This window comes from Rhodococcus sp. PBTS 1 (assembly GCF_001620025.1).
GTDB lineage: Bacteria > Actinomycetota > Actinomycetes > Mycobacteriales > Mycobacteriaceae > Rhodococcoides > Rhodococcoides kroppenstedtii.
On sequence record NZ_CP015219.1, the window covers coordinates 2,843,356 to 2,858,513 of the forward strand.

Sequence of the window (15,158 nt, forward strand, 5' to 3'; positions counted from 1 at the left end):
CTACCTCCGCTTCCGCGACGACAGGTAGTCGCTGACCACCGCGGCACCCAGACCGTCGAGGTCCGGGGCGATCACGCGGCCGCCCACCCGGTGGGCCATGCGATCCACCACACGCGCCAACCCCGGATCGTCCCCGAGCCGGAAGATGGTGACCTGCGCGCCGATTCGGGCCACGGTGTCGAGTTCGCGCACCGTCAATCCCAGCGTGCGCGCACTCGGCGGATAGTCGAACATCGCGTTGCCGTCCGGCTCGAGGTGCGCCGTCGGTTCGCCGTCGGTTACGATCAGCACCACCGGCTGCGCGTTGGGGTGCCGACGCAGGTGGCGCACCGCGAGCATCAACGCGTGGTGCAGGTTGGTGCCCTGGTCCCAGGCGCCGTCGAGTCCCGCCAGCTCAGACGGGGTCAACGTCTGTGCGTGGCGACCGAATCCGATCATCGTCAGCGCGTCGCCCCGGAACCTGGTGGACACCAGATGGTTCAGGGCCAGGGCCGTCTGCTTCATCGGCACCCACCGACCCTCCATGACCATGGAGAACGAGGTATCGACGAGGAGCGCGACCGCGGCCTGGGACCGCTGCTCGGTCTCGGTGATCTCGACGTCCGTCACCGCCAGCCGCACGCCGACCGCCCCCGTCTCGGACCGCGGTTCCGCCGCGGTGCGCAGGACGGCGTTAGTGACCGTCCGCACCACGTCCCAGGGTTCGGTGTCGCCGAACTCCCACGCGCGGGACGCGCCCGTGGGCTCGCCCATCGCACCCGCCCTCCGGGTGTCGCGCTCGCCGCGTCGCGACGCGAGGGATCCGGCCACGTCGCGCAGGGCGGCCTGACCCAACTGCCGCATGGCTTTCGGGGACAGGCGCCACTGACCGTCGGCACCCTTGTCGAGGAATCCTTCCTGTTGCAGCGCCTTCTCCAGGTCGGCCAGCATGCGTGCGTCGGCGGCAGCCTCGGGCCCGAGTTGCCGCAGGAGCGCGTCGGCGTCGATGTCGTCCAACGCCGCACCGTTGTACTGCTGGGAGAGTTGATCTCCCAACTCCTCGAGCTCGGCGATGTCCTGCAGCATGCCGGTCCCGTCGCCGAGCCCCATGCCCTGCTGCCCCCGGAAGTTCTGCGACCCGTCCCAGTCCTCACCGGGCCGGGCGGACTGCAGATTCGCGTCCAGTCGAGCGAGCTGGTCCATCAGGTCCGGACTGCCGAAGGCCTGCTGCGCCAACGCATCCAGCTCGGCACGCTGATCCGCCGAGAGGGAATTGCGCAGCCGCTGCGCCGCCGCCGACCGCTGGGCCAGGGCGTCGATCAGCTCGTCCACGCTCTGCGGGTTCTCCGGGAAGAACTCGCCGTGCTCGGCCATGAAGTCACGGAACTGCTGGTCGGTGTCCTCCCCGCGCGCGTGGGCGTCGAGCAGATCGTTGAGGTCCGAGAGCATCTGCTGCACTCGGGCGCGGTCCTCCTCCGTGGCGCCCTCGAGCGCCTGCTTCATGCCCTGGAAGCGTTGGTCGAGCACCTCGCGGCCGAGCAGGTCCTTGATCTTCTCGTAGTTCTCACGGGCCTCGGAGCTGCGCCAGCCGTAGTCGGTGAGCTCCTGCACGGCCTGCGCGGTCGACGGCGGCAACTCGGCGAGCTGCATCTCCGCGAATCGGGCGTCGTCGTCCAGCGCCCTCGCCAACGCCTTGCGCTCCTCGAGCACCGCCTTGTCGAGCAGCTCGCGGACCTCCTGGAGGGTGCCGTCGAGGTTGCGGTTCTTCAACAGTTCCCGGCGCTTCCGGTTTGCGCGCGCCGCGAGATCGTCGAGCCCCCGCATCGATCGTGTTCCGCGGCGGAGCATCTCCTGCAGAGCCCGCCGCGGCGACGAGCCCTCGAGCACGTCGCGGCCGATGGTCTCGAGCGCTTCGCGCAGATCCACCGGCGGCGCAAGAGGATCCGGACCGTCGACGTACGGGCCGTAGCGGGTCGACCGGGTCGGCCGGTCGGGTGAGCGGGCCATCAGCTGTACACCGTCTGCCCGTCGTCGGCGGTGTCCTTGCCGATACGCCGCGCGAGATACAGACCCTCCAGAGCCAGTTCGAGGGCGGACGCCCGCTCCCCCACCGAGGTCGCGCCGAGCCGCTGGGCGACCTCGTCGACCACCGGGAGGTCGGGAAGCGCGTCGAGCAACGCCTTCGCCGTCACGCGGGCGCCGGTGACCACCGGCTCGCCCTGGTCGATCGCAGTCACCAGCGGGCCGAGATCGATGCCGCCCAACGACTCTCGCGCCGTGTCCGCGGTGGCACGACGCAGCAGGTGAGTCAGCACCTCTATCTCGCGACCTTCCTCGCCGGATTCGAACTCGACCTTGCCGCGTAGGACGTCGACGACCGTCGTCGTGTCCACCGGCCGTGCCACAGGGTCGTCCTCCCCCAGCACGGCGGCGCGGTGGATCGCGGCCGCGCCCACCGTCTCCGCCGCGGCGACGGCGAATCGCGCCGAGACGCCGGACCGTTGGTCCACCGAGGGCGATTCGCGCAGCAGCCTCGTGAAACGGGCCAGGACCTCCAGAACGTGCGGCGGCACGTCGGCGGACAGGTCCGCCTCCTGCTCGATCACCGAGATCTCGTCGGTGAGCAGAAGCGGGTAGTGCGTGCGGATCTCCGCACCGAACCGGTCCTTGAGCGGGGTGATGATGCGGCCGCGGTTGGTGTAGTCCTCGGGGTTCGCGCTGGCCACCAACAGCACGTCGAGCGGCAGCCGCACGGTGTAGCCGCGGATCTGGATGTCGCGCTCCTCCATGACGTTGAGCAACGACACCTGGATGCGCTCGGCGAGATCGGGAAGCTCGTTGATGGCGACGATGCCCCGGTGCGTGCGCGGCACCAGGCCGTAGTGGATGGTCTCGGGGTCGCCGAGGCTGCGGCCCTCGGCCACCTTGACGGGGTCCACGTCGCCGACGAGGTCGGCGACCGAGGTGTCCGGCGTCGCCAACTTCTCGGAGTACCGCTCGCTGCGGTGACGCCAGGCGACGGGAAGGTCGTCGCCCAGTTCGGCGGCGCGGCGGATCGACGCGGGCGTGATCGGCTCGTACGGGTGCTCGCCGAGCTCGGATCCGTCGATGACGGGAGTCCACTCGTCGAGCAGGGTCACGAGGGTGCGGAGAAGTCGGGTCTTGCCCTGGCCGCGCTCGCCGAGCAGCACGACGTCGTGCTGCGCGAGCAGGGCGCGTTCGAGTTGCGGGAGGACGGTGTCCTCGAAGCCCAGGATGCCGGGCCAGGCGTCACGCCCGTCGCGGAGGGCGGCGAGCAGGTTCTCACGAAGTTCGGTCTTCACAGATTTCTGGACATGGCCCGACGCGCGGAGTTCACCGAGTGTGGTCGGACGGTCGATGCTCGAGGTCACATCTCCAACGTACGAGCCGGACGGCGATCCGGCACGCCCGCGCTCAGTGACCGGTCTGATCCATCAGGTCCTTGCCCTCCGCGTTCTTCACGCGCTTGCGTTCGAACAGGACGAGGGCGAGGCCGGCCGCCCACAGGACGACGGTCGCGGGAAAGAGAATCATTGCCCACCCCGAGAAGCCGTAGCCGGCCGCGACCAGGGCGGATCCCAGCGCACCCAACCCCAGGGCGATGAGGAAGTATCCCGGCCAATTTCGCGCGTCGGCGATCGCCTCGCCCGCGTGGGCACGCATCGTCCGTTCGTCGTCCCGCGGTTCGCGCTCCTCGCTTCCCTCGGCTTCGCCGTCTGGCGCCACTCGGTCCGGAGTCATGCGCCGCGTCTACCCTGGCGAAAACCGGACCAAACCCCCTGCGACGGTTCTTCGGTAGCGTCGTCGGATGTGACCACGACCAGTGCCTACGACTTCACCGCCACCACCATCGACGGCGAGCCCGTCGACCTCGCGGAGTACCGCGGGAAGCCGCTGTTGATCGTCAACACCGCCTCGCAGTGCGGATTCACACCGCAGTACGAAGGCCTCGAAGCGCTGCACCGCACCTACGGCCCGCGCGGGCTCGTGGTGCTGGGGTTCCCGTGCGACCAGTTCGGCCACCAGGAGCCGGGTGATGCCGAGGAGATCAAGAACTTCTGCTCGCTGCGGTACGACGTCACGTTCCCCCTTCACGAGAAGATCGACGTGAACGGCGACGACGCCCACCCGCTGTACCAATGGCTGCGGAAGCAGAAATCCGGGGTGCTCGGCAACCGCATCAAGTGGAACTTCACCAAGTTCCTGGTGGACGCCGACGGTCAGGTGGTGGATCGCTTCGGACCCACCACCAAGCCCGAGAAGCTCGCCGACCCGATCGAGAAGGTGCTGACGGCCTGATCATGGCCGGATCCGATCCGACGATGGAGGCGATCACCGCCGCCGTCGTCCGCGGTCGCGGTGGCGACGTCGACGGCGCGCGGTCCGACCTCGAAGCCCTGTGGTCCGAGATCGGGGTGGGCGGCGACCCGTTCCATCGGTGCACGCTGGCGCACTACCTCGCCGACCTGTACGACGACGCCGCGGTGGCCCTTGTGTGGGACGTACGCGCCCTCGACGCTGCCGACGCGCTCGGCGACGAGCGGGCGCAGCAGCACCACGCGAGCCTGCAGGTGGCAGCCTTCTATCCGAGCCTGCACCTCAATCTTGCGGACAATTTCCGCCGACTCGGCTCCTTCGATGCTGCCGCGGACCACCTCGCCCGAGCCGAGGATCGCTGCACGGCGCTGCCCGACGACGCGTACGGGGAAATGATCCGGTCCGCCGTCGCGGACGTGCGACGGGCCGTGGTCGCGAGGAGCACCGAACGCCGCGGGAGTGCGCCCGGTCCCTGATACCTGATTCCGTCCCGGTTTCCGGTCGTTGGGGCGGCGGGTGTCGGTGGGGGCCACTACAATCGAACACATGAGCGATCGGGGGGTCGGCGCAGCAGGCGCGGCGCAGGTGGGGGGTGTGCCGTGGCCGGCGCGTGACCCTGCCGCGCTGGGTCTGCCGGCGTCGTTCGACCTGCCAGTGGATGGGCATCTCGACGCCCTGGCCGACCTCGCTGCGGGGGCGGGCTATCTGGAGTGGCGCCGCTACCGGCACGTCGCCGCCCTGCACACCGAACTGGTCGTCCCCGAGGAGGACCGCGACGAGCGGGCGGTCGACGCGTACGCCCAGTGCGCCGCCCGCCTCGCCACCGCTCTGTCGGTGTCGCAGTACGTCGCCGAACGCCTCCTCGACAACGCCGTCGCCCTGCGGGACCGCCTGCCGCGGGTGTTCGAGTGCCTGCGCGACGGGGTGGTCTCCCCGACTTTCATTCGCACCATCGTCTCCCGCACCGAACTCATCCACGGCCGCCCGTACCAGGAGCAGGTGGACGCCGACATCGCCGCCGCGTTGCGGAAGCCGGGGTCGTGGTCGACGGCGCGGGTGCGGGACCTGTGCGACCAGATGGTCTACCGCCGCGACCCCGACGCCGTCCGCGAACGCCGCGACGACGCACTGAAAGGGCGGTGCTTCTTCACCGAAGCCGGACTCGACGGGATGGCGACCGTGGGAGCGACGATGTCCGCCGAACGCGCCGCCATCGTCGCCCGCGTCGTCGAACGCCTGGCCGCGCAGGTCTGCAAGCACGACAGTCGCAGCACGGGTGCGCGGGCGTCGGATGCGCTGTTCGCACTCGTCAAGCACGCCCCGTTCGGCTGCGACTGCGCCCGCCCCGAGTGCGCGTTCGCGGCGGTCGATGCGGACGAGGTCGCAGCGAACGCAGCACGCATCGTCATTCACGTGGTCACCGACACAACCACCCTCATCGGACCCGTCCCCGCGAACACGGCGGCGCACCCGCAGGCGCAGAACGTGGAGACGACGGCAGTCGCGGCAGATCAGGGCGTCGCCGACGAGGTCACCGTGGAAGAGGTCGTGGTCGACGAGGCTGCAGCCGTTGCCGTAGAGCCCGAGGCGGTCCCGGTCGACGAGGCAGCGGTCGGGGAGGCTGCGGCGGAGCCCGAACTGGTCGACGGGGTCGGGTTCGTCGCCGGGCTCGGCATCATCTCCGGAGCCCACGTCCGCGACCTCGCCACTGACCCCGGCACGATCATCCGCCCGTTGGGAGACGGCACCGACACCCCACTGCCCGCGACCCAACCCGCCGACCCGTACCGACCCTCAGCCGCGCTCGATGCGTACGTTCGCGCCCGAGACCGGTACTGCACCTGGCCCGGCTGCAACCGACCAGCGTGGGACGGCGACCTCGACCACATCACCGAATACGACCACACCCACCCCGAGCGGGGCGGGCAGACCAGCGCGACCGGACTCGGCGCCAAATGCCGCTTCCACCACCTACTCAAGACGTTCGCCGACTTCGTCGACGACCAATACGACGACCCCGACCACCCCGGCCGGATCATCCGCACGGTCACCATCCCGGAAGGACGCACCGTCCTCGGACCCGCGTACACCGGGTTCGACACCCACCCCGGCCTCGACGTGATCGTCTTCGGCGACCCACCCACCAACGGCAAGAACACGTCTTCAACACACCGCACCCCGACACCGGACAGCACAGAACCCACCCGCCCCGCCCCACGCACCGAGCAGAAACACGCCCGCCGCCGACAGGAACGCAACCGAAACCGACTGCGCAACAACCTGAACGGGGTCCGACCACCCGAACCGGACGACGCACCACCCCCGTTCTGACGCGCCGCTCGGCGGCGCGTCGGAACGGGCGTCGGCTAGTGCGCGAAGTGGCGTGAGCCGGTGAGGTACATCGTGACGCCCGCATCACGGGCGGCGGCAATGACCTCGTCGTCGCGAATGGATCCACCCGGCTGCACCACCGCGGTGACGCCGGCCGCAGCGAGGATCTGGAATCCGTCGGGGAAGGGGAAGAACGCATCGGACGCTGCCACCGCACCGCGGGCGCGATCACCGGCCCGACGCACGGCGAGTTCCGCCGAGTCGACCCGGTTCACCTGCCCCATACCCACACCGACGGACGCCCCACCCGAGGCGAGGAGGATCGCATTGGACTTCACTGCGCGGCAGGCGCGCCACGCGAACTGCAGATCGGCGAGTTGCGCCTCGTTCGCGGGCTCGCCGACCGCGAGGGTCCACCCCGACGGGTCGTCGCCGTCGGCGTCGAGGAGGTCGCGATCCTGAACCAGCAGACCGCCGGAGATCTGCCGGATCTCGGGAACGGCCGCCGGCGCCTCCGCGATGAGGACACGAATGTTCTTCTTGCGCTGCAGAACCGGCAGTGCACCGTCGGCGTAGGACGGCGCAATGATCACCTCGGTGAAGATCTCGGCGACCTGCTCGGCCATCTCGACGGTGACCTCGCGATTCGCGGCGATGACGCCGCCGTAGGCACTCACCGGGTCGCAGGCGTGCGCGTTGCGGTGCGCCTCGGCGATGGATCCGCTGTGCGAGACGGCGATGCCGCACGGGTTGGCGTGCTTGATGATCGCGACAGCGGGCGCATCGTGGTCGAACGCCGCACGCCACGCGGCGTCACCGTCGGTGTAGTTGTTGTACGACATCTCCTTGCCGTGCACCTGCTCGGCCTGCGCGATGCCGGAACCGGACGTCGCGTCCACGTACAGCGCCCCGCCCTGATGCGGGTTCTCGCCGTAACGCAGCACCGAGGCGCGCTCGTAGGTGGCGCCGGTCCACGTCGGGAACGCCTCGTCGGCGGCCGAGTACTCCGTCATCCAGGACGCGACGGCCACGTCGTACGCGGCGGTGTGCTGAAAAGCCTGCGCCGCGAGCCGGATTCGCTGCTCAAGGGTGAAGCCGCCCGTCGTCACCGCGGTGAGGACGTCGTCGTACCGAGCGGGGTCGACCACCACGGCGACCGACGGATGGTTCTTCGCCGCGGCGCGGACCATCGACGGACCACCGATGTCGATCTGCTCGATGCACTCGTCCGCCGACGCGCCCGACGCCACGGTGTCGGTGAACGGGTAGAGGTTCACCACCACGAGCTCGAACGCGGGGACACCCAATTCCTCGAGCTGCGCCACGTGCTCGTCGCGACGGGTGTCGGCGAGGATGCCGGCGTGCACACGCGGGTGGAGGGTCTTGACCCGGCCGTCGAGCGTCTCGGGGAACCCGGTCAGCTCCTCGACCGGCGTCACCGGAACGCCGGCATCCGCGATGCGCTTGGCGGTCGACCCGGTGGACACGATCTCGACGCCCGCGGCGTGCAGGCCCGCGGCCAGCTCGTCGAGGCCGCTCTTGTCGTACACGCTGACCAGAGCGCGCCGGACGGCTCTGCGGTTCACGGGGCTAGTCACTGGGAATCTGGGCCTTTCGTCCATCGATGATGACTCCGCGGGCGGCGACGGCGGCGACCACCTCGATCAGTAGACGCCGCTCGACGATCTTGATGCGCTCGTGCAGCGACGACTCGTCGTCACCCACGAACACCGGAACGGCTTCCTGGGCGAGGATGGGGCCGGTGTCGACCCCCTCGTCCACCAGGTGCACGGTGGTGCCGCTGACCCGCACGCCGGCGGCGAGGGCGTCCCGCACAGCGTGCGCTCCGGGGAACGACGGCAGCAACGCGGGATGCGTGTTGAGGACCCGACCGCCGAAGCGGGCCAAAAAGGTCGGGCCCAGGATGCGCATGAATCCCGCGCTCACCACGTAATCCGGCTCGAAATCCGCCACTGCAGTGGTGATCGCGCGGTCCCACTCGGCGCGGTCGGCATAGTCCCGCGGACAGATCCGGGTCGCTCCCAGAACGGTCTCGGCCGGGCACTCACGGTCGACGACGACGCCCACCACCTCTGCGGAGAAGTCGGGCTCGGCCGCGGCGTCGACGAGCGAGCGGAGCAGCGACCCGGCGCCCGACGCCAACACCACCACGCGAGCCGCGGAGGCTCGGTGGGACGTCGCGGGCGGAGCAGACAGCGCTCTTCTCCTCGGCTTCGAACGACGGTACGGGGCGTCCCGAAGCCTAGACGCCCTTCGATTCCGGCTCGTCGGGGAGGTCGACCACCTCGGCATCGACGACGTCGGTCGTCCCGTCGGCAGAGACGACGTCGGTCGTCGCGTCGGCGCCGGCCGGGTCGGACTCCTCGGTGTCGGACTCCTCGGTCTCGGAGGATTCGACGGGTTCCGCGCTCTCCGGCTGCTCGACGGCCGGGCCGGCAGGCAGCGCGGCGATCGCGTCGCGGGGTTCCGACGCACGGTCGGCGTCGGACGCCTCGTCGGCCGGGTCGTCCCACCCGTGCACGTCGTGCCGACGCAGGAGGTACGCCGCGATGCCCGCGGCGACGACGCCCACCACGAGGCACCAGGTGAAGGCCGTGACGGCGAACAATGCGACATCCGCACCGAACCGGCCGAAGGTTCCGACGACGCCCCCGGACACCGCCGACACCGCCGCGCACCCCAGCGCCACCAGAACAGCGGCCAGAGAGGCTGCGCGGAGCGCGTCCGGGAGGGTCGCGGTCGCACGTGCGGCCGCCCGTCCGAGCACGATCGCGGCCACCGCGGGGATCACGAGCAGAACCGGCCACCAGATCGGGGCCGACGATTCCGGCAACGCCGCCAGCACGGGCACCGCGGGGAGCTCACCTCCGGTGGTCTCGAACACGCTGACCGACGCGGCACCCGCGGCCGCCGACGCCCCGCTCACGACGGACGCCGCGGCGACGACGACGTTCGGCAGATAGAGAACGGACAGCGCGGTCAGTCCGAGCGCTCCGCCGACACCGCCTCCGGCCTCCAGGACGGCACCCATGGTGGACATCGACAGCGCGAGCGACACGACCACCGTCACAGCGCCGCCCGCGACCAGAACCGCTCCGGCACGAGCCGCCGGGCCGGCGGCCGCGAGCGCCCAGGCCGGGAGATCGAGGCGGTGCACCGGCGTCGGCCACGTCCCGCGTACACATCCCAGAGCGGCGCCCAGGCCGTGGACCAGCAGGACCCACCCGACCGTGGCCAGGAAGCCGGGGGTGCTCATCGCGATCACGGTGGACGCGTCGCCGATCATCGCCAGCATCACCACCGCCATCGCGAGCGGTCCGCCGAGCGCGGCGGCGACCACCCACACCACGTCGCGGCGTGACGACGACGGCGTCACCGCACGCGCCACCTGGCGCGCCACGCCGCGGATCAGCAGTGCGGTGGGGAGAATCGGCAGCAACGACAACGTGGCGCCCGCGATGCCCAGCGGCACCTGATGGACGGCCAGCCAGGTCCCCGCGAGCGCGCCGAACGTGCCCGTCAGATCGCTGCCCGCCAGGACCAGCGTCAACACCACGACCACCGACACCACGGCCAACAACACGCCCGACGGCCGGAACGCGACCCCCAGGAGCATGCGGGCATCGTCGGGCGACGGCATCAGACGGGTGCGCGCAGAGGCGTCACGATCGAGTAGCGAAGTCATCGCGGACCAGAATCCCACCGACGGCGGCCCGGGTGGTCCAGGCGCGCCGTCGGTGGTCGAGCGTCAGGGGCGGTCGCGGTCCTCGACCGGTTCGAACGCCCGAGTGGAGTCCGAGGACGGGCCATCGGACGGCCCGGCCGAACCCGACTCCGTCGGGCGGGGTGCGTACCCCGGCTGGCCGTAACTCTGCGGCCGGCCGTAGCTGCCGGACGGCTGGTCGTAGCCGCCCTGCGGTTGCCCGTAGCCCTGCGGCTGACCGTAGCCACCCTGCGGCTGTCCGTAGCCCTGCGGCTGCCCGTAACCACCCTGCGGCTGGCCGTAGCCCTGCGGCTGACCGTAACCCTGCGGCTGACCGTAGCCACCCTGCGGCTGCCCGTAACCCTGCGGCTGACCGTAGCCACCCTGCGGCTGCCCGTAACCCTGCGGCTGACCGTAACCCTGCGGCTGACCGTAACCCTGCGGCTGCCCGTAACCCTGCGGCTGCCCGTAGCCACCCTGCGGCTGCCCGTAACCCTGCGGCTGCCCGTAACCCTGCGGCTGGTACCCCTGCGACCGATCGAACGCCGACCCACCGCCAAATGGAGACTGCTTCGGCGTCCGCTTGTTCGGCAGGCTCACCACGCCGGCGTCGAGAAGCACCAGGGCCACCGACGACGCCGCCTGCACCAGGCCGAGGATCAGCACGAGGATCGCGCCGATGCCCACCCCCACCTCGATGGTGGTGAACGGCGTCTCGATCGAGCCGGCATTGAACAGCTGAAAGACCAGGGTGAACACGCCCGCCACCGACAGGCCGGCGACGACCGGCCACGGTGCGACCTGCTTGGGCAGGAGCGACAGACCGACCACGACGGCCGCGGCGAGGAACAGGGCTACCGATGTCGCATCACCGACACTGCGCTCGAAGAAGTTGCTCGACTCGCCCTCGAGCGTGAACTGGGCGGCGAGCCCGAGCACGAACGCGAGCACGCCGGTCCCGAGCACCGCGAACGAGGCGATCCGCCGCACGGACCGCAGGGCCGCGTCCTTTCTTTCGGCGGTCGACGCGTCGTCGTCCGCGCTGCTTGCGCCGTCGGTCCCGCCGTCGTGACGCTCGGATGACGACGCACCGGCGTCGCCGTGATCGGCACGGCCCGGGTCCGTGGTGGGCACCGAGGACGTCGGCACCGACGCGGTGGGCACCGACACCGTCGGCTCGGAGCCGACCGGGGGCTGCGTCGAGCCGGTCGGCTCGTCCCCCGGTCGGCGGTCCGATTCACCTGGCTGAAGACTCATCCGAGTTCGTCCTCCTGTTCGTGGGGCGGCCCCGTGATCGGGAAATGTCGTCCGCCACCCTACGGAACATTCGGAGGCGAGGTCAGGCCGCGCCGACTCGCTCGCGATCGGTCGACCGGGCTGCCTCGATCTCCCTGACCAGCGGCAACACCCGCTCGCCGAAGTACTCGATCTCCTCCTGGAAGTGCAGGAATCCGCCCAGGATCAGGTCGACGCCCCGATCCCGATAGTCGACGATGCGCTCCGCGACCTGCTCGGGCGTTCCGATCAGCTGCGTCTTGAAGCCGTCGTTGTACTGCACCAGGTCCTCGAAGGACGAGTCCGCCCACATACCCTTCTTGTCGCCGGTGGAGTTGCCGGCCTGCTGCACGGCGCCGCGGAATCCCTCCACCGCAGGGCGATTGGCTTTCTCCACGATCTCCCGGAGCACGTCGCGCGCCTCCTTCTCCGAGTCGCGCGCGATGATGAAGCCGTTCAGCCCGAACTTGACCTCCCGATCGTGCGCCCGAGCCACCTCACGAACGTCGTCGATCTGTTCGGTGATGCCGTCGAAGTCCTTGCCGTTGGAGAAGTACCAATCGGAGTACCGACCGGCGTTCTGCCGTGCGGCCGTGGAGTTTCCGCCCTGAAACAGCTCGGGGTTCGGCCGCTCGGGCGTGTTGAGCGGCTTGGGCTTGAGCGTGAAGTCGTGGATCCGGTAGAAGTCGCCGCGGAAGTCGACGTCGTCCTCCGTCCAGATCTTGCGCAGCACCTGGAGGAATTCGGCGCTGCGGCGGTATCGCTCGTCGTGCTCGAGCCACGGCTCGCCGAGGTGGGTGAATTCGTCCTTGAACCAGCCGCTCACGACGTTGACCGCGAAGCGCCCGCCGGACAGGTGGTCCGCCGTCGCACCGAGCTTCGCCAGAACCCCCGGCTGCCACAGGCCGGGGTGAACGGCCGCGATCACTTTCAGCCGCTCGGTGGCCAGCAACAGGGCGAGGCTGAAGCTGGTGGACTCGTGCTGATACTCGGCGCCGTAGCTCGCCTCGTACCGCACTTGGCTGAGGGCGTACTCGAAGCCGTTGTTCTCCGCGGTCTGCGCGAGCTTCTTGTTGTACTCGAACTCCCAGCTGGTGCGCTGCTCGATGTCGCTCGTGACCAGGCCCCCGCTGACGTTGGGGACCCAGTACGCGAACTTCACGGCGTCGGCAATCTTCTCGGTGCTCATGTCTCTCGTTCTCGTCGGTGATGAAAGTCGTTGCTGGACAGCGGTTCAGGAGTACCAGGTGGGTGTCGGCAGTTCGCCGGTGAGCACGTGGCGACCGACCTCCCGACGCTTGTAGAACACCGGATCGTGCAGCGTGTGCGTCCGCACGTTGCGCCAGAACCGGTCGAATCCGTGACTGGAGGCGGTCGCCCGCGCGCCCAGGGCCTCGAAGATGCCGGCGGTGATCTCGAGGGCGACCTCCGTCGCGCGCGCCTTGGCCGCCGCGACGCGGACCTCGTGCTCCCCGCGCTCGGCCTCCGTGACCGAGTCGGCGCGGTCGTGGAGCTGTTGCTGTTCCGCCGCAACGGCATCCGCCAGCGCCTCGACTGCCCACAGCTTGGCGGTGTAATCGCCGTAGAGGTCGACGATGTAGGGCTCGTCGAGAGCGTTGTCGACCGTCGAGTGCAACCACGCCCGCGTGGTGGTGCGGGTGTACTCGGCGGCGCTGTCGAGGGCGCCGCGCGCGATGCCCAGGTAGAAGTTGACGAAGACCAGCTGAATGATCGGCACGTTCAGCGTGTTGTAGACGCGCGGCTGGAACACCTTGTCGACGAAGCCCGCCGCCGAACTCCAGTCCGTGCGTACGTTATCGATGGTGACGCTGCCGCTCTCGGTGCGCCGCTGACCGATGTTGTCCCAGTCGTCGTGGAAGGTCAGACCCTCGGAGTTCGACGGCACGATCGCGAAGATGTGGGTGTCCGTGCCGGACAGGACGCCCTCGAGAACCGTGACGTCGGAGACGCGGCTGCCCGTGGAGAACGTCTTGGCACCGTGGTAAACGAGGGTGTCGCCCTCGTCCGCGATCTCGACGTCGTTGTCGCGCGGATTGACCGCGCCGCCGAAGAACCACCGGCTCTCTGTAGCGGCCTGCTCGACCGCGGCGATCTGCTCGGGCGTGCCCACCAGTCGGGCCGCCCAGAACCACAGCAGGTGGTAGCCGTACAGCTGGCCGATCGAGCCGTCGGCCGTCGCCACCTCACGAATGAGTCGGTACGCCGTCTCCCAGGTCTGGCCGCCCCCACCGAACTCCACCGGCCCCAGCACCGTGGCCAGTCCGGAATCCTTGAGCAGCGCCACCTCGGCAAGCGGTGGTTCCGTGCCGCGGTCGCGGGCGACGGCATCCTCCGCCAGGATCGTCGCCACGTCGCGTGCGCGGTCGATCCACTCCTCGGGTGTGGTCGGTGTGGTGGTCCAGCGCCCCCCGGCACCGGTCCCGCTCGGTCGGTTCTCGGTGATCGTCATGCCCGGCAGTACACCGGGAAACGGCCGCCCGGCGACAGCATTGCGATCGGGGTGATTCGTACTGTTCGCCAGAGCGCCGAAGGCCGGTCCCCCTTGTGGGAAACCGGCCTTCGCGCGTCGCAGACGGTGGAGCTGCTTACTTCTTCTCGAGGATCTCCCGCGCCAGAGCGGCGGTCTCGGACGGCGTCTTGCCGACCTTGACGCCGGCCGCCTCGAGGGCGTCCTTCTTGGCCTGGGCGGTGCCCGACGAGCCGGAGACGATGGCACCGGCGTGGCCCATGGTCTTGCCCTCCGGTGCGGTGAAGCCGGCGACGTAGCCGACGACCGGCTTGGTCACATTGGCCTTGATGTAATCGGCCGCACGCTCTTCCGCGTCGCCACCGATCTCGCCGATCATGACGATGATCTCGGTCTCGGGGTCCTTCTCGAACGCCTCGATGGCGTCGATGTGGGTGGTGCCGATGACCGGGTCGCCGCCGATGCCGATGGCGGTGGAGAAACCGAAGTCACGGAGCTCGAACATCATCTGGTAGGTCAGGGTGCCCGACTTCGAGACCAGGCCGATGGGGCCCTTGCCCGCGATGTTGGCCGGGGTGATGCCGACCAGCGCCTCGCCGGGAGTGATGATGCCGGGGCAGTTCGGCCCGATGATGCGGGTCTTCTCGCCCTTCTCCACGTTGTAGGCCCACGCGTAGGCGCTGTCCTGCACCGGGATTCCCTCGGTGATGACGACGAGCAGCGGGATCTCGGCGTCGATGGCCTCGACGATGGCGTCCTTGGAGAACGCCGGCGGCACGAACGCGATGGAGACGTCGGCGCCGGTCTTCTCCATGGCCTCGGCGACGGAGCCGAAGACGGGGAGCTCGACGTCGGAACCGTCGGCTGCCTTGTGCGACACGGTGGTTCCGGCCTTGCGGGCGTTGACGCCGCCCACGACCTGCGTACCGGCCTTGAGCATGAGGGCGGTGTGCTTGGTGCCCTCGCCGCCCGTGATGCCCTGGACGATGACCTTGTTGTTCTTGTTCAGGAAGATCGACATTG

General features: G+C 69.8%; 13 protein-coding genes. 3 read left to right on the forward strand and 10 right to left on the reverse strand.

Annotated features, from left to right (window positions below):
* The 3 genes from A3Q40_RS12910 to A3Q40_RS12920 are packed head-to-tail and all read right to left on the reverse strand — an operon-like array spanning window position 1 to window position 3,741.
* Complete coding sequence (locus A3Q40_RS12910; RefSeq protein ID WP_068102729.1) at window positions 1–1,986, reverse strand: vWA domain-containing protein; 1,986 nt, start codon at window positions 1,984–1,986, stop codon at window positions 1–3.
* On the reverse strand, window positions 1,986–3,371 hold the full coding sequence (locus A3Q40_RS12915) for a sigma 54-interacting transcriptional regulator (RefSeq protein WP_068102731.1): 1,386 nt from the start codon (window positions 3,369–3,371) through the stop codon (window positions 1,986–1,988). The genes A3Q40_RS12910 and A3Q40_RS12915 overlap by 1 nt, the downstream gene beginning before the upstream one ends.
* 43 nt (window positions 3,372–3,414) lie before the next feature.
* Window positions 3,415–3,741: a hypothetical protein gene (locus A3Q40_RS12920; protein WP_068102733.1), complete on the reverse strand. Its 327-nt coding sequence runs from the start codon at window positions 3,739–3,741 to the stop codon at window positions 3,415–3,417.
* 69 nt (window positions 3,742–3,810) lie between these two features.
* On the opposite strand from A3Q40_RS12920, the gene A3Q40_RS12925 reads away from it, so the two are divergent.
* The 3 genes from A3Q40_RS12925 to A3Q40_RS12935 all read left to right on the forward strand — a co-directional run bounded on the left by A3Q40_RS12925 (window position 3,811) and on the right by A3Q40_RS12935 (window position 6,648).
* On the forward strand, window positions 3,811–4,299 hold the full coding sequence (locus A3Q40_RS12925) for a glutathione peroxidase (protein WP_068102735.1): 489 nt from the start codon (window positions 3,811–3,813) through the stop codon (window positions 4,297–4,299).
* A 2-nt stretch (window positions 4,300–4,301) separates the two neighbouring features.
* On the forward strand, window positions 4,302–4,793 hold the full coding sequence (locus A3Q40_RS12930) for a hypothetical protein (RefSeq protein WP_068102737.1): 492 nt from the start codon (window positions 4,302–4,304) through the stop codon (window positions 4,791–4,793).
* Between the two features lie 70 nt (window positions 4,794–4,863).
* Entirely contained in the window at window positions 4,864–6,648 is a 1,785-nt protein-coding gene (locus A3Q40_RS12935) for a DUF222 domain-containing protein (protein WP_068102740.1), read from the forward strand.
* Window positions 6,649–6,683: 35 nt separating this feature from the next.
* Here the strand turns inward: A3Q40_RS12935 and purH are convergent, their stop codons facing one another.
* From purH to sucD, 7 genes are all read right to left on the reverse strand, one after another.
* Window positions 6,684–8,270 (reverse strand): bifunctional phosphoribosylaminoimidazolecarboxamide formyltransferase/IMP cyclohydrolase, encoded by a 1,587-nt coding sequence (gene purH / locus A3Q40_RS12940; protein WP_068102741.1) that lies wholly within the window; start codon window positions 8,268–8,270, stop codon window positions 6,684–6,686.
* Window positions 8,239–8,865 (reverse strand): phosphoribosylglycinamide formyltransferase, encoded by a 627-nt coding sequence (gene purN / locus A3Q40_RS12945; protein WP_068106188.1) that lies wholly within the window; start codon window positions 8,863–8,865, stop codon window positions 8,239–8,241. Before purN ends, purH begins: the two co-directional genes overlap by 32 nt.
* 46 nt (window positions 8,866–8,911) lie before the next feature.
* Window positions 8,912–10,354 (reverse strand): cell division protein PerM, encoded by a 1,443-nt coding sequence (locus A3Q40_RS12950; RefSeq protein ID WP_069973039.1) that lies wholly within the window; start codon window positions 10,352–10,354, stop codon window positions 8,912–8,914.
* A 63-nt stretch (window positions 10,355–10,417) separates the two neighbouring features.
* Window positions 10,418–11,629: a DUF5336 domain-containing protein gene (locus tag A3Q40_RS20260; RefSeq protein ID WP_157889578.1), complete on the reverse strand. Its 1,212-nt coding sequence runs from the start codon at window positions 11,627–11,629 to the stop codon at window positions 10,418–10,420.
* An 82-nt stretch (window positions 11,630–11,711) separates the two neighbouring features.
* Window positions 11,712–12,836, reverse strand: a complete 1,125-nt coding sequence (gene sfnG, locus A3Q40_RS12960) for a dimethylsulfone monooxygenase SfnG (protein WP_068102746.1) — start codon at window positions 12,834–12,836, stop codon at window positions 11,712–11,714.
* Between the two features lie 45 nt (window positions 12,837–12,881).
* The gene (locus A3Q40_RS12965; RefSeq protein WP_068102748.1) at window positions 12,882–14,117 is read right to left on the reverse strand and encodes an acyl-CoA dehydrogenase family protein; all 1,236 of its coding nucleotides are present in this window, start codon (window positions 14,115–14,117) and stop codon (window positions 12,882–12,884) included.
* A gap of 136 nt (window positions 14,118–14,253) precedes the next feature.
* Complete coding sequence (sucD, locus tag A3Q40_RS12970) at window positions 14,254–15,156, reverse strand: succinate--CoA ligase subunit alpha (protein ID WP_068102750.1); 903 nt, start codon at window positions 15,154–15,156, stop codon at window positions 14,254–14,256.
* Window positions 15,157–15,158 lie beyond the last annotated feature (2 nt).